Source organism: Staphylococcus pasteuri, from assembly GCF_003970495.1.
Taxonomy (GTDB): Bacteria; Bacillota; Bacilli; order Staphylococcales; family Staphylococcaceae; genus Staphylococcus; species Staphylococcus pasteuri.
Genome location: NZ_RXWW01000011.1, coordinates 1 through 19428, shown reverse-complemented (window position 1 = coordinate 19428; position 19428 = coordinate 1). Strand labels below are relative to the sequence as shown.

Here is a 19428-nt window from a genome sequence, read left to right as displayed (position 1 = left end):
GCTTAAGTTGTTATATCCAATATTTACAGAAACAAGACAACTACTTGATTTATGTGGAACATGGAAATTTAAATTAATTCAGCATCAAGAGAAAATTGATGTAAGCCAACCTTTAGATACAGATGAGGTAATGGCTGTTCCCGGTTCATTTAATGATCAAGGTGTGATTCAAACTATTAGAACTCACGTAGGTGATGTATGTTATGAACGCGACATCATTATTCCTAAACATCTAAAAGGAGAACGCATTGTATTAAGATTCGGCTCTGTGACACATCATGCTAAAGTTTATATCGATGGTCAAGAAGTCGTGACACATTCAGGTGGATTCTTACCATTTGAAGCGGATATTTCTGATATCGCTACTGTTGGTGCACACCGTTTAACAGTTGTTGTGAACAATGTTCTGACACACAGTACATTACCTGTAGGAAACTATAGTGAACGTACAGATAAAGACGGCAATGTGACACCTGTCAATGTACCTAACTTTGACTTCTTTAACTACTCAGGTATTCATCGCCCAGTGAAAATTTATTCAACACCTCAAACTTATATTGAGGACATTGTTATTAATCCTGAAGTAAAAAGTGAATCACAAAGTATTGTGAATTACAAAGTGAGCACACAACAACACGGTGATCAAATCGACAAAGTTAAAGTAACTGTTTTAGATGAAGAAGGAACAGTAGTCGCTGAACATGAGGGTACTGAAGGTCAGATTACTATTGAAAATCCACGTCTATGGGAACCATTGAATGCTTATTTATACAATATGAAAGTAGAATTATTAAATGGTACTGAGTGCGTGGATGTTTATACTGAACGTTTTGGTATTCGTTCAGTTGAAGTGAAAAACGGTCAATTCTTAATTAATAATAAGCCATTTTACTTTAAAGGATTCGGTAAACACGAAGATACTTTTTATAATGGACGTGGCTTAAATGAATCAGCTAATGTGATGGATATTAACTTGATGAAATGGATTGGCGCAAACTCATTTAGAACATCACACTATCCTTATTCAGAGGAAATGATGCGTCTAGCTGATGAACAAGGTATTGTTGTGATTGATGAAACAACTGGTGTTGGTATTCATCTTAACTTCGCAGTCGAACTTATTGGTGATGCCGAACAACAAGATACGTGGAAAGATATTCAAACACATCAAGCGCACAAAGAAGTGATTGAAGGATTAATTGAAAGAGATAAAAATCACGCATGTGTAGTAATGTGGTCTATTGCGAATGAACCAGCTTCTAATGAAAAAGGTGCGAAAGAATACTTTGAACCATTTATTAACCTAGCAAGAGAAAAAGATCCACAAAATAGACCAGTGACAATTGTTACAATTCTAATGGCGCAACCAGATGTTTGTGAAGTACAAGATTTAGTTGATGTACTTTGTCTCAATAGATATTACGGTTGGTATACACAATCAGGTGATTTAGAAAGTGCTAAAGAAGCATTGGATAAAGAATTATCTGAATGGTCTAAGCGTCAACCTAATAAACCAATTATGTTTACAGAGTATGGCGCTGATACAGTTGCAGGTATGCATGCGATTGATGATCAAATGTTTACAGAAGAATATCAATTAAGATACTATAAAGCCAATCATGAAGTGATGGATCAATATCCTCAATTTATTGGTGAACAAACATGGAACTTTGCTGATTTTGAAACATCAAATGGTATTATCCGTGTTCAAGGTAATAAAAAAGGTATCTTCACTCGTGATCGTAAGCCAAAAGCTATCGCACATTACTTTAAAGAGCGTTGGCATAATATTCCAGATTTCGGTTATAAATCATAATCGAACTTAAACCCAAACCTTAACGAAGAGGTATAATGTAAGCTAAAAAATATAAAATATAAACAGACCAACATATAAAACCAACTAAAGCCCCCAACTTTAGTTGGTTTATTTTTTATGTACTGTTTTAAATCGACTCTCCTCCCAGGGCACAGTTTCAGCCGGAAATACTACACAGATAAACCCGTGAATATTTCTAGGGTCTACAACTAGTACGGTTCCCTCGGGAGTCTCGCTATAAATATGTCGTATTAGTCTATAGATTTATTTTTAAATACTGAATACTATTTTAATCATTTTAAAGAACTATATGAATTTTCTAGTGTTTCATTTTTAATTATTGTTTTAATTTAAAATAATGATGCTTGTTAATAGGCTCTTTCTGGTAAATGTGAATAAGATTTTGGTAAAATGTCAACAATGAGTAAATAAAAATTTAGTCACTAACTTTTCATGTTAACTCAATTGATGAGTGATTTATCCATGATGTTATGGGTGAGGAAACGTTGATTTATTCATTAATGATGAAAACATGACATACCTATATATAAATGAGAAGGAGATGAATATGTCTTATGTCTAGAATCGTTTTAGCTGAAGCATATCGTACACCAATTGGCGTTTTTGGAGGTGCATTTAAAGACTTACCTGCCTACGAATTAGGAGCAACTTTAATACAACACATTTTAAAAACAACAAATATCGATCCTAAAGAAATTAATGAAGTTATCTTAGGCAATGTTTTACAAGCTGGCCAAGGACAAAACCCTGCACGAATTGCGGCGATGAAAGGTGGCTTACCAGAAACAGTACCATCATTTACAGTTAATAAAGTATGTGGATCAGGTTTGAAATCTATTCAACTTGCGTATCAATCTATTCTAGCTGGCGATAATGAAGTCATACTCGCAGGCGGTATGGAAAGCATGTCACAATCCCCAATGCTAATGAAAAATGCGCGCTTTGGATTTAAAATGGGGGACCAAAAATTAGTCGATAGTATGGTAGCAGATGGTCTAACGGACGTCTTTAATGACTATCATATGGGTATTACAGCTGAAAACTTAGTCGACAAATATAACATTAGTCGTGAAGCTCAAGATGAATTTGCAGCTCAATCCCAACAAAAAGCAGAAGCAGCACAAAATAGTGGCGCTTTTGACGCAGAGATTGTGCCAGTTGAAGTACCACAACGTAAAGGTGAACCTCTAGTAGTATCTCAAGATGAAGGCGTTCGCAAAGGAACAACAGCGGATAAATTAAGTCATTTAAGACCAGTCTTTAAAAAGGATGGCTCAGTGACTGCAGGTAACGCTTCAGGCATTAATGACGGTGCATCTGTGATGTTAGTGATGACTGAAGATAAAGCTAAAGAATTAAACATCAAACCTATCGCAGTGTTAGATGGTTTCGGTACAAGTGGTGTTGATCCTTCTATTATGGGCATTGGACCAGTTGAAGCGGTTAATAAAGTATTACAACGTACAAATAAATCAGTAGAGGACATTGATGTATTTGAGTTAAACGAGGCATTTGCATCACAAGCCTTAGCTGTAAATCAAGAACTTCAATTACCAGAAGACAAAGTTAATACAAAAGGTGGCGCAATTGCGTTAGGTCATCCTATCGGCGCATCAGGTGCACGCATTTTAGTAACACTTTTACATCAATTAAACGAGGACAAACAAACAGGACTTGCTTCTTTATGTATTGGTGGCGGACAAGGTATCGCAACAGTCGTTTCACGTTATCAAGATTAAATAGAGATATCAATTATGGTTTATTAAGGAAATAGGGGGAGAAGATATTTATATGTCCTCTCTCTAAATAGTATTAATAAATTAGAAACACTTTCGTTGAATTTATAATAAAATAAATTTAAACGGAGGTGTTTTTATTATGACCGTAGTTTCTTATTCATATGCTAGAAAAAATTTTAGAAGTCTGATAAATAAAGTGAATACTGATTTAGATTTTGTGACTATTACTACTAATGAACATAATGCTGTATTGATTTCCGAAAATAATTATAATGCCATCATGGAAACATTGTACTTACAACAATCACCGGCCAACGCTAAACATTTAGCTAAATCTATAGCTGATTTAGAACGTGGAAATACTACAGAAATAGATATGGATTCAAATGAATAATAAAAAAGGGAGTATCTATGATTTGAGATACTCCCTTAATTAGTTGTTATTGGTTTTTAGACACACGTCTGAACGTTAATAATGAACCTACAGCTAATAAAATAGCTGCTACTGTTGTAACGAATGTTGTATTAGATTGTCCTGTTTCTGGTAATGCTTTCGCTTGAGATTGTTCTGGAGTATTGCTTTGAGTTGCATCATTACTATTTGTAGCTTGTGTTTGTTGATCGTTTTGTTGAGTATTTACTGTATTGTCAGTCGCTTTTTCTGATTGATTATTGTTTTGAGTAGCTACATTATTGTCAGTCGCTTGTTGTTGGTCATTACTTTTTGAATTATCAAAATCATATTTACCTAATTTATAAAATTCAGCATCAGAATCATCGTTTGATGCTAAAAGACCTGAACCATTTTCTACAGTTCCGTCTTTATATACTCTGATAGCACCACCGCCAACATTAGAAGCATTATGATAATTTAAAAGATAATAGTCTCCTTTATCTTGCGTTTTGTCGAACTTAACTCTGTCAGGATTGCCACCATTATTTTGCCAAACTGATGTAGCAATAGATTGAACGTTATTACCATTTAATTGGTATTCAGATGCATTTGCATCATGTGTATTAACTCCTGTAAATAATAAAGTTCCTGCTAATGTTGTTGCACCTAATATGGTTAATTTTTTCATTTAAAAACACTCCTCTTTATTTTTGTGATTTTTATTTATATTTCACAGTGATGATTAATCGTAAAATATAAATTTAGATAAATAGTTCGTCATGGTTTTTAACCTCCCAATACAGGTTTTTTAAAATGAAATAAGATAATGATTTATAAAATGAAAGACACCATAAATACAGTGATTAATGGTGCCTATACATAGAAGTTTATAAATTGTCGAATGAATGATCTTCTTTGTCTTTCTCTTGTTTGCCAGAATCGGTATCGTTATAATCAATGACTTTAGTTACGTCATCTTTGTCATCTTTAGTGACTTTAGTATTTTTTGGTACTTCAACTAATGTTAATTCTGAAATATATTGATCAATTTTAGGTTGATTGTCATTATCAACATCACTCGTTAATTTCGCAAATCCGGCAAATGTTTTACCTTTATATTCAAATGGCTCGATTTCGTAGTCTGACGATTGAGGGAAGTTACTTTTTAAGCCATCTTCATCAATTTTGTTATGGTTAGATAGCCAATCTGTTTTTTCTTCACTAATGTCACCACTCATATCCATTTCTCTTTGATAATCGGCTAATTGCACGTCTTCTTTGAGAGCGTCACCTTTTTTAGTGTATAAAATAGTTTTCAAATCAGAAGGCTCGTATTTAATGTTGACTTTATTTTGGTCATCATTAATGCCATGATTCATCTCATATTCTGTTAGCTTAGTTAATTTACGGTCAATATCTGAAACATCAGTACTAACGAGTTGATCAAAACTTACTTGATCATTGATTTTGTCGCTATAATTGTAACCTTGTCCGTCTTTAATATAGCCAATATTAGTGATACTGAATTTTTTCAAACTATCTTTTGGATGTTTGATGAAATCGTTGTTAGATACTTTTTCACTTGGAACACTATCGTTTTTTAATGTAACGATTAATTGTTCTTTTGGATTGTCTAACAATTGTTTAAGTTGAACAGTTTTAGTTGAATGATGTGAACTATCCTTAGTTTGATGTTTGTCTGATTCCGCTTTGTGACTTGAGTTAGACTGACCGTCGTCTTGATGTGATGTACTACAAGCTGTTAATAGTAATGTTGCACCTAATATACTTACTAAAATTCTTTTCACTATAAAAAACATCCTTTGAATTTAAAATATTATTTCACACGTGTGAATGTAGTTTCGTCATCTGCTGCTTCACCGGGTTCTTCGGTAACTGTAAGTGTGTCATCTTTGACTTTAACGTAAGCTGTTTCACCTACCAATTTGATCTTAGCTAAATCTTTATGGTCTTCATCGTCTTTAATCGTTCCTTCAACTGTAGATCCTTCAATGTTAACTTTTAATTTATCGTCTTTAACTGTCAGTTCTTGACCTTCACTGTTTTTCCATTTTCCTTCAGCTTGTTTTGCGGGGCCATTAGAACAAGCCGCCGCAAAAGTAATTAGTAAAGTTAATAGTATTAGAATTTTTTTCATGTGGTTAATCTCCTTTAAATTTTGTTTAATATATAATTATTTTGTAATTTCCATAATTCTTTGCTAAATGTCTCAATTAATGTTTGAGGTGAAACCAAACGTAAAGAATGTCGATACATGAAACAGAGGTTAAGTGCATCAGATTCTGATATCGCAAGTACCACTGTGATTGTTTGACGCGTTCTTTGAATGGTATACGTTTCATATTGTTTGTTTAATTGTCTATAGAGTTGATAAGTCATTTCATAAGTTACATTGATATAAGTAGGGTCATCGTCTTGGGTGAGTTGATGTGATAAATAATAATTACATGTTGATTTTTCGTATATTATTGTTTGATTATGTGTATTTAAAAATGACTTAATATCTTTAATATCTCTTTGAATTGTTCGTTCATTTGTATTAAAAAATTCAGCCATATGTTTGACGTTCACGTGATGGTTAGATAACAATTTTTTATAAATAGATAAAATTCTTTTTGTTTTGTACCCCACAGTGTCGTGCCCTCCCTAGCCATATTATATTGAAAAAGTTGCTTGATAATTGTCGTTTCAATGATTTTGTAGATATGGATTTAAAACGCTTTATCATGATGTTTTGAGTGTTTTAAGTTGGTAGAAATAAAAATAGAACCACTGACAAAATGTGTCGTGGTTCTAGTCGTCTTAGTAATGATTGATTTGTGATTATGGTGGGGCACTGTTTTTTATTAATAGTTCAATATAAACTTGAATATATGTCATGTCTCTTCCTCCTTTTTTACGTATTCAAGTTGTAAACTAAGAAACAATTGAAAATTGTTTCTCTTGAACTTGAACTTTGGAATGAACAAAGTTTCATTTGGAGGAGGGGATAGGGATGTGTTGCAGTATAAGGAGAGAACGTGCAGTTAAAAATTATTTTTTCTTTGAAAAAATAATTTCGATTTTGGTTTTGTGGTGTGTTGATTTATGAATTGTCGAATGAAATTGAAAGGGTTATTAATGTATTTAAAAAGCCCCAAAGGTGGATTGAATATCCACCTTTGGGGTGATTGCTTTTGTATTCTCGTCAAATGTCTAAATAATATCGTTATCCTTTAAAAAAATAATCCATTAATTGATTAATTGTAATTAATTTTAAAATTCAAATTAAAAGGATTACAATTATATATAGATAATAAATTTTAGAGGTGTTGGTCGTGAATATTAAAATTACTAAAATACTAGAATTAGTAATTTCATGGATTACGTTATTTATCATTGGTACGGATTTATTTGTCATATCGCCTGTGTTGCCAAACATTCAACAAAATTTTGATATCTCTAAATATGAAGCTAGTTGGTCTGTGACAGTATTTTCAATTATGTATGCTATCATGGCTCCAATATTTGGGATATTAGCGGATAAATGGGGGAAAAAACGTAATATAGTTGTTGGTTCAATCTTCTTTGCTTTATCTAATTTTTTAACTTTTTTAACTCCCAACTTTGTATTACTGTTAATTAGTAGAATTATTGCTGGTACCTCTGCATCTATGATTACGTCTTCAGTATTTGCTATTACAGGAGATCTTGCACCGTCTTCTAAAAAAGGACTATGGCTATCAATAGCAACTTCTGGATTTTTAACTTCAATTTGGATTGGTGCGCCACTCGGAAATCTTTTAAGTAACATTACAAATTGGAGAACTGTCTTTTTATATCTTTCAATAACTTCAATCATCAGTGCTATTTTAATCATCTTTATTTATCCAAATCATATTAATTCCGGAAGTACTCGTCAGCTTGATGCTAAAACACTTTCTCCTATTATCAAAGATGTTGTTGTGACTACATTTTGGGCATTTGCGATTTACGGTTTATACACTTATTTAGGCAGTGCACTACGAGATATTAATCATTTAAATTCAAGTATTGTGGGTGTTGCCTTTGTATTTTATGGTGTTGGTGCACTTGTAGGTAGTCTACTAGGTGGCGTACTTTCCGATCGCTTAAAAAATAACACATTGATTTCTAGCACATTTATCGGACTAGCCATTGCTTTAGTACTAGTAGGTATTACGTTTAAAAATATCTATCTAGTTTATCCTTTATTAACATTATTAGGTATTAGTGGCTATATTGTATTTTCAGCCTTTCAAGCCTTTATATCTAAACGTCATCGTGAAACATCAGGCAGTGCCATGTCATGGAATCAAACTGCCATGTATTTAGGGATCACATTAAGTTCTGTCGTTGGAGGCATTTTAATAGAAAACAGTCATATTGTATTACTAACCCTATCATGTGCATTATCAGCAATTTTAGGAATGATTTGGTTTAAATCTCGTATACAACATAGCTAATATGTAAATCTAAGTGTTTTAGAAGAATGGTCGATTTTGTTGAACAGGGCATATGTTCTTTATATTCATGGTTTTATTTTTAAAACGAAATTTGTATGTTTTATCAACGAAAAATCCCCTCAAAATTAGAATTGGAATCTAACTTTGAGGGGATACATTTATCTATAATAATATAGTTTATTTTTTATTTTTCTTATTACGTTCAAAACAATGAAGTTTATTCTTAAACACTAGTGTATGCTGTTAATATCATAAATCATCATTTGTTTTCTATGATAATTTCCCATGCAAAAGTATTTTTTTGAGTGATAGTATATTGGAAATCATTTTTCTTAAGTAAAGTGTCTATCTCTTCTAGATAGGGATAGTATTCAGTTTTTAAGTCTTCAACTAAATTAATGTAGTTCTTTTTTGTATACTTCTCTATAATTTCTTTTTTAGATAATTCATCTTTGAATAACGTATCTAATATAATAATACGTCCATCCGTATTTAAATGCCTTTTCATATTCTTAAACGCAGTATCTTTCTCTTTATAAGTAAGGTGATGAAAAGAAAATGAAGCAACAATAAAGTCGAATTTCTTAGTTGTAGGAATATCTAAAAAGTGTCCATATTCAATATCAATATTCTTATCTTTTTTAGCAACTTCGCGCATTTCTTTGGAAGGATCAATAGACAAAATGTTTTTTATATCATTATTTTTATACATTAACTCTGTTAAATTTCCGGTACCAGCACCAATATCTAGAACATCACCATAAACCTTTTTAGATATTTGTGAAATTAGATCATTATAGTTATAAAATACATCATAATATTCCTCGTTATTACCGTTAACTGTTTGGTCATAATCGTTTGCCCAATTTTTAAAAATATCCATAAACCGCATAAATAAATCCCCTTTTTGAGTAATCATATAGAAATCGTCAACTTTAAAATACTACTTTTTGTTTTATATTTCATCATATAAGTCTTATTACCTTACGGAATATGTAGGATTTATTGCAAAGTCAGAAAAAAGACAACTTAATTAAAAGTTGTCTTTTGTATTTTAAGTCAATATCTGACTATGATAGTTTTTCAATTTTTAGAATTTTTGTTTTGATAATAGCGAGTAATTATCAAGGCAGTAATAGCACAGGCGATGCCACCAATTAATCTAACAATCCATATATTGATTGGAGCACTTTCGAAAATCATCAATACCATATTACCAACAAAAATAGATATAAAAATTATTAAAATAGTTCTTAATGTAGACATATCATCGACCTCTTTCATCTATAAGTACTAGCATCGAACTTTTATTTATTTTTATCCTTCAGTAAATCAGAAGTTGGAGTAAAAAACAAAGCTAATATAATACTGGTTGCTAGACAGTCACCCCATGAAAAATCTTTACCTAAAATCCAGTCAATAACGTAATGAACTATAAAAATAAATACAAAAAAGAATAAAAATCTCCGAAGATGCTTCATCATAACTTCTCCTTTTTATCTATTCTTCTCCAATAGAAATCATTTGTTAGATTTTTTTATTCACAATCCAATAAAGGTATCCAAGTAATATGAAAATCAATCCTGTTTGAATCAAGATGGAAACAATTAATGAATTCTCTAGTTTGCACATTAAAAAAATAATATCGACTATTAAAAATAAGACAGATATTACAGTAGTATACTTAAATATCATTCTAGTGTAATAAACAAAGTAACGTTGAGCTTTAACCCAGTTTTCATCACTTTTCATAGATTTTTTTGATCTAAATCCATAAAAAGAATTTCTATCATTAGGGTATGTATTTTTAAATAAAGTAGATATTACAATCATAAAAAAACTCATAGGTAACAGTATCACTAACATCAACACTCTTTTCTTATATGTCATCTTGAGAGCTCAAATAATAATGTATTTCTTTGTAAAAATAAGCAATTGCATAAATTAGTTCATAATTCATTTATTAATTTCACTATACTATAGGCAAAAATTTCTGTTAACCATTGCTGACACATTTCCAACTTCACTTTTTCTGGATTTGTATTACGAATTTTAATAAATATTACAAAACTCAAACTATACACAGTTACATTGGCAATTAATATTAAATTTATTTATGAGAAATATAGGTATTATGATATATTTTAATTAATAGTAGAAAACGAAGGATGGGGTATCTTGGCGTATCAAAGTGAGTTTTCCTTAGAGAAGGAAATGATGAATCAATTAAAAGAAAATGGATATGAAATCGTAACGATTAGAAACGATGAACAACTATTAGATAATTTCCGTTCTATATTAAATGAACGACATAAAGATAAATTAAATGGCCAACCATTAACAGATAAAGAATTTCAACGCCTATTAACAATGATCAATGGTAAAGGGATCTTCGAAAGTGCGCGTATCTTGCGCGACAAATTACCATTAAAACGTGATGATGAATCAGAAGTATATTTATCATTTTTAGATACAGTAAATTGGTGCCAAAATAAATTCCAAGTGACTAACCAGGTGTCTGTTGAAGATACATACAAAGCTAGATATGACGTGACGATTCTTATTAACGGGCTACCACTCGTCCAAGTGGAACTCAAACGTCGTGGCGTAGATATTAATGAAGCATTTAACCAAGTGATGCGATATCGTAAGCAAAACTACACAGGTCTATTCCGTTATATCCAAATGTTCATTATTAGTAATGGTGTCGAAACACGCTATATTTCTAATAATGATGGCGAAATTTATAAGAGTCATATGTTTTATTGGAGTGATAAACATAATAAACGTATTAACACACTCAATGACTTTACTGAAACGTTTTTAAGACCTTGTCATCTTGCGAAAATGATTTCACGTTACATGATTATTAATGAAACAGATAAAGTATTAATGGCGATGCGTCCGTATCAAGTACATGCTGTAGAAGCGTTGATACATCAAGCAACAGAAACAGCTAATAACGGTTATATTTGGCATACAACAGGTAGTGGTAAAACCTTAACGTCATTTAAATCGAGTCAGGTGTTATCAGAACAAGAAAATATTAAAAAGGTTATCTTCCTAGTAGACCGTAAAGATTTAGACAGTCAAACTGAAGAAGAATTTAATAAATTCTCAAAAGGTGCCGTTGATAAAACAAACAACACATCACAATTAGTCCGTCAATTGAACGACAAAAGCTTACCGTTAATTGTTACTACAATACAAAAAATGTCTAAAGCCATTCAAAACAATGCAGACGCTTTAGAACAATATAAAACAGATAAAGTCGTATTCATCATCGACGAGTGTCACCGTAGTCAATTTGGTGATATGCATCGTATTATTCGTCAGCACTTTAATAACGCACAATACTTTGGATTTACCGGTACACCACGTTTTGAAGAAAATAAAAGCCAAGATGGGCGTAGTACAGCAGATATCTTTGGCAAATGCCTACACACATATTTAATTAAGGATGCCATTCATGATGGCAACGTATTAGGGTTCTCTGTTGATTATATTAATACTATTAAAGAGAAGACTATTGAAACTGAAACAGAAGATATGGTCGAAGATATTAATAAAGATGAAGTGTGGATGGCAGATGACCGTATCGAACTCATTGTCAGACATATTATTGAAAATCACGATAAATACACACGTAATAGACAATATTCAAGTATCTTAACGGTACAAAGTATTCCTGCGTTAATTAAATATTACCAAGCCTTTAACAAGGTGAATCAAGAGTATGACCGCCCATTAAAAGTGGCAGGTATCTATTCATTTGGTCCGAATGAAGAAACAAAAGAAAGTGACAATGATGTACCAACAACAACGGCACGTGAACATTTGGATAAAATGATGAAAGACTATAACGTAAATTTTGACACGAACTTTACAACAGACACGTTCCAAGAATATTTTAATCATGTTTCTAAAAATGTGAAAAAAGGTGTTAAAGACAATAAAATTGATGTCTTAATTGTCGTTAATATGTTCTTAACAGGCTTCGACAGTAAAGTATTGAATACATTATATGTTGATAAGAATCTTAAATACCATGATTTAATTCAAGCCTATTCACGTACCAACCGTGTTGAAAAAGAAACGAAGCCTTTCGGTAAAATTGTGAACTATCGTGACTTAAAAAAAGCGACTGACAATGCACTACAATTATTCTCACAAACAGAAGATACAGATCGTGTGTTAATGAAGAGTTACGAAGAATACAAAGCTGAATTCGTAGATGCTTTAGCTGAATTAAAAGCGATTGCGCCATCACCACAACACATGGATGAAGTGCAGGGTGACGATGAAAAGAAAGCCTTTGTAGAAGCGTATCGCTTATTATCTAAACTCATATTAAGAATGAAGGCCTTTGATGAATTTGAATTTACGTCTTCAAGTGTTGGTATTGAAGAACAAGATTTTGAAGATTATAAGAGTAAGTACTTTGCGATTTATGACCAAGTCAAACCACTAAAAAATGATAAAAATAAAGTATCGATTTTAAATGACATCGATTTTGAAATTGAGATACTACGTAACGATACGATTAATGTGTCTTACATTATGGATTTAGTACGTCAAATTGACTTAACGGATAAAGCAGAACAACAACGTAACCGTGAACAAATTAGACGAATTTTAGATACAGCAGATGATCCTAAGTTACGATTAAAACGCGATTTAATTAAAGAATTTATGGATAAGATTATTCCGGATTTATCAGAAGATGAGAATCTTGATGAAGCATATATCACCTTTGAAAATGCGAAAAAAGAAGAAGAATTTAATAACTTTGCAGGTCAAAAATCAATTGATGAAGACATGTTAAAAAGCATTACTAGCGAATTTGAATATAGTGGCATTCTTAATAACGATAAAGTTAAAGATTTAGTATCAGGCATGAAACTACGTGAAAAGAGACAAACCAAAGCAGCCGTCGCATCATTCGTCGAAGAAGTCACAGAGAAATATAGCTAATAAAAAACGAATATACAAAATAATCACTAATGGGGGAAGGACACATTGTCTATTACAGAAAAGCAACGTCAACAACAACAGGAATTGCATAAGCGTCTATGGTCTATTGCGAATGATTTACGAGGCAACATGGATGCGAGTGAATTCCGTAATTATATTTTAGGTTTAATCTTCTATCGATTCTTATCTGAGAAGGCAGAAGCAGAAGTCGCTGAAGCATTATCTGATGAAGATATGACTTACGAAGAAGCATGGGAAGACGAGGAATATAGAGAAGATCTCAAAGAAGAATTAATTGAAAATGTTGGTTACTATATCGAACCGCAAGATTTATTCAGCAGTATGGTTAAAGAAATTGAAAATCAACGTTTCGATATTGAACATTTAGCACAAGCGATTCGTAAAGTTGAAACTTCTACTTTAGGACAAGACAGTGAAGAAGACTTTATCGGATTGTTCAGTGATATGGACTTAAGTTCAACTAGATTAGGTAATACGGTAAAAGATAGAACGGCTTTAATAAGTAAAGTCATGGTGCATTTATCAGAACTACCTTTTGTGCATAGTGATATGGAAATAGATATGTTAGGTGATGCTTATGAATTCTTAATTGGTCGCTTTGCGGCAAATGCAGGTAAAAAAGCAGGCGAATTCTATACACCTCAACAAGTGTCTAAAATCTTAGCGAAGATCGTGACACAAGGTAAAGATAAATTAAGAAATGTCTATGACCCTACATGTGGGTCTGGTTCATTACTATTACGTGTTGGTAAAGAAACGAAAGTGTATCGTTACAATGGTCAAGAACGTAATAATACGACATACAACTTAGCTCGAATGAACATGTTATTACATGATGTGCGTTATGAAAACTTTGATATTCAAAATGCAGATACATTAGAAGATCCTGCATTTATGGACGAAAAATTTGATGCAGTTGTCGCAAACCCACCATACAGTGCCAATTGGTCAGCAGATAGTAAATTTAATGACGATGAACGTTTTAGTAATTATGGTAAATTAGCTCCTAAATCAAAAGCTGACTTCGCTTTTATTCAACATATGGTGCACTATTTAGACGATGAAGGAACAATGGCGGTAGTCTTACCGCATGGTGTTTTATTCCGTGGTGCTGCAGAAGGCGTTATCCGTAAATATTTGATTGAAGAAAAGAACTATTTAGATGCGGTCATTGGTTTACCTGCAAATATTTTTTACGGTACAAGCATTCCAACATGTATTTTAGTATTTAAAAAATGTCGTGAAACAGATGACAATGTCGTATTTATCGATGCATCACAATCATTTGAAAAAGGTAAAAACCAAAACCATCTTACAGACGAAGATGTAGATAAAATTATTGAAAATTACAGTAACAGAGAAACAATTGATAAATATAGTTATGTCGCAACATTAGATGATATTAAAGAAAATGACTACAATTTAAACATCCCTAGATATGTCGACACATTCGAAGAAGAAGAACCTATTGATTTAGACCAAGTACAACAAGACCTTAAAGCTATTGATAAAGAAATCGCTGACGTCGAATCAGAAATCAATGAGTACCTGAAAGAACTAGGAGTGTTGAAAGATGAGTAATACACAAAAGAACGTTCCTGAATTGAGATTTCCAGGATTTGAAGATGAGTGGGAAGAGAAGACTTTTGGTGAATTCACTAAAACTAACCAAGGTTTGCAGATTGCTATTAACGACAGAGAGACAGAGTATAAAGAGGGGTTATATTTTTATATAACTAATGAATTTTTAAAGCCTAATAGTAAAACAAAATATTTTATTAAAAATCCACCTAAGTCGGTTATTGCCAATGAAGAGGATATCTTAATGACTCGTACTGGAAATACTGGAAAAGTTATAACAGGTGTTTTCGGAGCTTTTCATAATAATTTCTTCAAAATATCTTTCGATAAGAATTTATACGATAGATTGTTTTTATTTGAATTACTTAAATCTTCGAAAATAAACAATAGGATACTATCATTAGCTGGCACATCTACTATCCCAGACTTAAATCATTCAGATTTTTACAGTATTAGAACTTTTTTACCTAATAAAAATGAACAACAAAAAATAGGTGACTTTTTTAGCAAACTCGACAAACAAATCGAATTAGAAGAGAAAAAACTAAAATTATTAGAACAACAGAAAAAAGGATACATGCAAAAAATCTTCTCCCAAGAACTAAGATTCAAAGACGAAAATGGCAACGATTATCCTGAATGGATATTAAAGAAAATAGAAGATGTCGCAAAAGTTAACAAAGGGTTTACTCCAAGTACTAAAAATAATAAATATTGGAATGAAGAAAATCAAAATTGGTTATCTATTGCAGGAATGACTCAGAAATATTTATACAAAGGTAATAAAGGAATTACAGAAGAGGGGGCTTCAAATCATTTTAAAGTTAAAGAAAATACATTGATTATGAGTTTTAAACTCACTTTGGGTAAGCTAGCCATAGTAAAAGAACCTTTATTTACAAATGAAGCTATATGTCATTTTGAGTGGAAAATAGATGATGTTGATACTGAATATATGTATTACTATTTAAATTCAATCAACATTAGTACATTTGGCGCACAAGCTGTTAAAGGTATAACACTAAATAATGATTCTATTAATAGTATTATCGTTAAATTGCCTACAATTGAGGAACAAAGAAAAATATCTAGTACGTTAATCAAAATAGAGCAATTAATAGATAATCAATCAAATAAAGTTGCGCTATTACAAAAACGTAAACAAGGCTTTTTACAGAAAGTGTTCATCTAATTCTGAGAAGTGACTAATGGGAATTGCTGAATATAGTAATAAACCAATCCTATAAAAAGTTAGGGGAATTTTATGGAAGATTTTAAGATAAGTGATTCGACTTTGTCGAATCGTAGTAAAAACCAATTAATAAAAAATGGTTATATTTATACTTCTCAATTAGAAAATCTTACTGATGAAGATTTAGGAAGAATTAGAAATTTAGGTGCTAAATCTATTCAAGAAATTCAAAGTTTTAGAGATAATATGATTTATGATTATAAAGTCCATATTAATATACCGATAGACATGACTATTGAATCGTTAAGGTCTGTGAATATTGAAGAAATGATTGATGATAAGGACATTTTAAATGTCTTGAAAATTAATAATATAAAACTAATGGGTATATTTTTGGATTTGAGTTACGAGGATATTAAGAAATTAAGAAATATTAATGATGGTCTTATAAATGAAATTCAAAGTATTTGTAGCCAAGTGAAAGAAAAAATGAATCTAATTGATAGAGATTTATTTAAACTAGTATATAAAAATCCTCATCAGGATATTAGAGATATTATTCTAGAAAATATACCTAAAACTTTTTCTAAAGTGACGATAAAATATTTTTCTAAATCTAGATATGTAGATGAAATAAATATTGAAGACCAAGGTTTTTCTAATAAAGAACAGAAACTAATACTTACACATAGTCTGAATAAAATAGATAATCTGCTTTCAACTTCATATAAAGAATGGCTCATGAAATCATATATATCGAAAAAAACTTTGAATGCCGTTCTCGAAAAACTTTTAAATCAAGTTGTTGTTAGGAATAAGTATGAATATTTTATAGGTGATATTTCAAGGCTTTATTTAAAAGAATCCTCATATAGTTATTTATTAGTTATGAGGGAAAATATATTAAATAATATTCAAATGGATTTAAACGATACTATAAGTAAAGTATTGAATGGTAAACAGTTTTCTATTAATCATGAAATAGATTTGTTATTAGAAAATCAACTTATGGATGATTGTATTAAAAATTTGGAGTTTAATGAACAGACTGCACAAGAGATAGTATATGCCTACGTGAAAAATAGTACACGCTTATATAGTAAAAACGAAATGTTTAATAAATTGAGTAACCATTTCTTGAATTTAGATATTTATAAGTATTTTGATGAACTTATCGAATTAGATTTAATTTCAATTGATGAACTTGATAAAGTTTATTCAAAAAAACCATCAATATTATTTTACACAGCCGAAAATTATAATGAAACTACATTAGAAATGATAAAACTAAGATTAGAAGGTAAAACTTTAGAAGAAATAGGTAATGCTACAGGTGTTTCAAGAGAACGAGTAAGACAAGTAGTAAAAAAAGTTATTAATAGTACTAATCAAATATTTAAAGAAGATGAAAATGCATATTGGTTTAGTAACTATGATTTAGATAATAAGCAATATAAACGGTTGTTCAACGATAACTTATATTACTATCTATCTGTTAGATATGAAAAAGGCCTCAATTCATGGGAAGAAATTCTAAATGATGATAAAGCTTCAACAGAATTAAAAAAGAGCATTAGGAATGAACAATTAGAAGGAAAAATCGAAATAGGAAATAAATTAATTTCAATATCGAAAACAAGTATAATTGACTATGTATTAGAAGAATTTGGAGAAGATATATTACATGTTAATGAATTATCAGAAATAATTAATTTATTTCTTGAAGATTTAGGGTTAGATATAGAAGGATTTAATATTGATATTAGATATATCGAAGAAAGATTAAGTGATATTTCAAATGCTGTAAGTCGTGGTAAAAAATACTATAGATACTATAATTATAATGAATATGATTGGGATTTGTTTTACGAAAAAATTAATTTTGAGGAATGGAAAAATGTTGAGATATCAACACTTATTTTATTTAAGTATCATCCTTCACTTATGAAAAGTTATAATATTAAACATGAGAATGAGTTGCATAATATAATCAGAAGAACTAAAGAAAATAGAAATAATTTGAACATAAAGTTAAATAGGATGCCTACTATATCAATTGGTAATGTTAATAGAGAACAACAAGTGAAAGACTTGATGTTTGAGTATGCACCTCTTTATGTAGACGAGTTTGTGCATTTATATTATGAAAAATTTGGAATTAAAGAACAAACTGTCAAAGCCAATTATTTAGACTATATAGATAAATATATTGTTGATGATTATATTAAAGGTAATTTTAGTCCAATTAATGAAGAAAAACTTAAATATATAGAAAGCATTCTTGACGATAATGATTTCATGTTTATAGAGGATTTAAAAGAAAATTTAGATTATAATATTGTAGACTTATCAATTATTTTAAAACATTTGAATTATAAAACATTCACATCATATGCTTTAAAAAGCGAATATGATACAACTTTTGATTACTTTAACAAGCATTTTTATAATAATATGGATATTGTTGATTTTACGGATATAGATAAAAGAATATGGAATTTAAGTTCATTTAATAGCTGGATATATGATAAGTATAAAACAATGGAGTTGTTGGAATTTTCGCCTAAAATGTTTATTACTAGAAAGAAACTTAATGAGATAGGATTAACATCAGATGTATTAGAGGATTTTAGAATGAAAGTTTTAGAAAAATCAAATGATAAGAAAGTGTGGTCTATTAATAATATAATTGAGACCATTGACAATGAACAAATTGATTCATTTGGTTTTGAACCTATATTCTATCGGTCTATTTTAAGAGGTTTAGATAATATATATAGTAATAAAATTGGTGGAAATTATCTCCTGAAACGAGATGAAGATTTTACTGTTAGGGATTTAATTGAAGAAGAAGTAACTAAAGTGAAAATGATAGATATTTTTGATTTGACGGAATTTATAAATGAAAAGTATGATGTGAATTTCGAGTATTATAAATTAACTGAAGTAATTAAGAGAACTAACATGTATTACGATGAAATAATGGAAAAAGTTTATTTAGATTTAAATTATTATTATGAGGAGTTTGAATATTAATGACAAAAATAAATACAAATGATTTAATTAAAACTGATTTGACTACTAGATTAACGGTAGATGGAATAACTGATACCTATGATGTATATAAAATTAAACTAGATAAACTTTAATATAATGATCAAAATGATAGAATTGCAACTTGGATTAGTAAATATAAAGCAGATAAT

The 19428-nt window shown here is 30.5% G+C and carries 15 protein-coding genes; 8 read left to right on the top strand and 7 right to left on the bottom strand.

The genetic code is table 11. The features are described 5' to 3' along the window. Window positions 1-7: 7 nt before the first annotated feature. From uidA to CD121_RS01270, 3 genes are all read left to right on the top strand, one after another. Window positions 8-1816 carry a beta-glucuronidase gene (gene uidA / locus CD121_RS01280; protein ID WP_046467333.1) on the top strand — a complete coding sequence of 603 codons (1809 nt, stop codon included), beginning with the start codon at window positions 8-10 and terminating at the stop codon, window positions 1814-1816. Window positions 1817-2391: 575 nt separating this feature from the next. Then, the gene (locus tag CD121_RS01275) at window positions 2392-3576 is read left to right on the top strand and encodes an acetyl-CoA C-acetyltransferase (RefSeq protein WP_126567311.1); all 1185 of its coding nucleotides are present in this window, start codon (window positions 2392-2394) and stop codon (window positions 3574-3576) included. A gap of 139 nt (window positions 3577-3715) precedes the next feature. Next, window positions 3716-3970, top strand: a complete 255-nt coding sequence (locus CD121_RS01270; protein WP_029056607.1) for a type II toxin-antitoxin system Phd/YefM family antitoxin — start codon at window positions 3716-3718, stop codon at window positions 3968-3970. A 46-nt stretch (window positions 3971-4016) separates the two neighbouring features. Here the strand turns inward: CD121_RS01270 and CD121_RS01265 are convergent, their stop codons facing one another. The 4 genes from CD121_RS01265 to CD121_RS01250 all read right to left on the bottom strand — a co-directional run bounded on the left by CD121_RS01265 (window position 4017) and on the right by CD121_RS01250 (window position 6622). Further along, window positions 4017-4658, bottom strand: coding sequence for an LPXTG cell wall anchor domain-containing protein (locus CD121_RS01265; RefSeq protein WP_029056606.1), 642 nt, complete (start codon window positions 4656-4658; stop codon window positions 4017-4019). Window positions 4659-4857: 199 nt separating this feature from the next. Further along, window positions 4858-5778 (bottom strand): membrane lipoprotein lipid attachment site-containing protein, encoded by a 921-nt coding sequence (locus CD121_RS01260; RefSeq protein WP_126567310.1) that lies wholly within the window; start codon window positions 5776-5778, stop codon window positions 4858-4860. A 29-nt stretch (window positions 5779-5807) separates the two neighbouring features. Further along, a complete protein-coding gene (locus CD121_RS01255; RefSeq protein WP_017637593.1) occupies window positions 5808-6128 on the bottom strand; it encodes a hypothetical protein in 321 nt (106 codons plus the stop codon). Between the two features lie 14 nt (window positions 6129-6142). Further along, window positions 6143-6622 carry an HTH domain-containing protein gene (locus tag CD121_RS01250; RefSeq protein ID WP_126567309.1) on the bottom strand — a complete coding sequence of 160 codons (480 nt, stop codon included), beginning with the start codon at window positions 6620-6622 and terminating at the stop codon, window positions 6143-6145. Between the two features lie 686 nt (window positions 6623-7308). Between CD121_RS01250 and CD121_RS01245 the strand changes: the two genes are divergently transcribed. After that, on the top strand, window positions 7309-8454 hold the full coding sequence (locus CD121_RS01245) for an MFS transporter (protein WP_126567308.1): 1146 nt from the start codon (window positions 7309-7311) through the stop codon (window positions 8452-8454). Between the two features lie 259 nt (window positions 8455-8713). Here CD121_RS01245 and CD121_RS01240 read toward each other — a convergent pair whose 3' ends face one another. The 3 genes from CD121_RS01240 to CD121_RS01230 form a co-directional block, all read right to left on the bottom strand. Continuing rightward, window positions 8714-9346, bottom strand: coding sequence for a class I SAM-dependent methyltransferase (locus CD121_RS01240; protein ID WP_185817736.1), 633 nt, complete (start codon window positions 9344-9346; stop codon window positions 8714-8716). Between the two features lie 191 nt (window positions 9347-9537). Continuing rightward, entirely contained in the window at window positions 9538-9720 is a 183-nt protein-coding gene (locus CD121_RS01235) for a hypothetical protein (protein ID WP_126567306.1), read from the bottom strand. Between the two features lie 261 nt (window positions 9721-9981). Beyond that, window positions 9982-10287, bottom strand: a complete 306-nt coding sequence (locus tag CD121_RS01230) for an SdpI family protein (protein WP_257214178.1) — start codon at window positions 10285-10287, stop codon at window positions 9982-9984. 345 nt (window positions 10288-10632) lie between these two features. Here CD121_RS01230 and CD121_RS01225 point away from each other — a divergent pair, with 345 nt between their 5' ends. From CD121_RS01225 to CD121_RS01210, 4 genes are all read left to right on the top strand, one after another. After that, on the top strand, window positions 10633-13428 hold the full coding sequence (locus CD121_RS01225; RefSeq protein WP_126567305.1) for a type I restriction endonuclease subunit R: 2796 nt from the start codon (window positions 10633-10635) through the stop codon (window positions 13426-13428). A 45-nt stretch (window positions 13429-13473) separates the two neighbouring features. After that, window positions 13474-15030, top strand: a complete 1557-nt coding sequence (locus CD121_RS01220; RefSeq protein ID WP_126567304.1) for a type I restriction-modification system subunit M — start codon at window positions 13474-13476, stop codon at window positions 15028-15030. Then, window positions 15023-16222 (top strand): restriction endonuclease subunit S, encoded by a 1200-nt coding sequence (locus CD121_RS01215; RefSeq protein WP_126567303.1) that lies wholly within the window; start codon window positions 15023-15025, stop codon window positions 16220-16222. Before CD121_RS01220 ends, CD121_RS01215 begins: the two co-directional genes overlap by 8 nt. 72 nt (window positions 16223-16294) lie before the next feature. Next, window positions 16295-19258, top strand: a complete 2964-nt coding sequence (locus CD121_RS01210; RefSeq protein ID WP_126567302.1) for a DNA-directed RNA polymerase subunit alpha C-terminal domain-containing protein — start codon at window positions 16295-16297, stop codon at window positions 19256-19258. The last annotated feature ends 170 nt before the right edge of the window (window positions 19259-19428 follow it).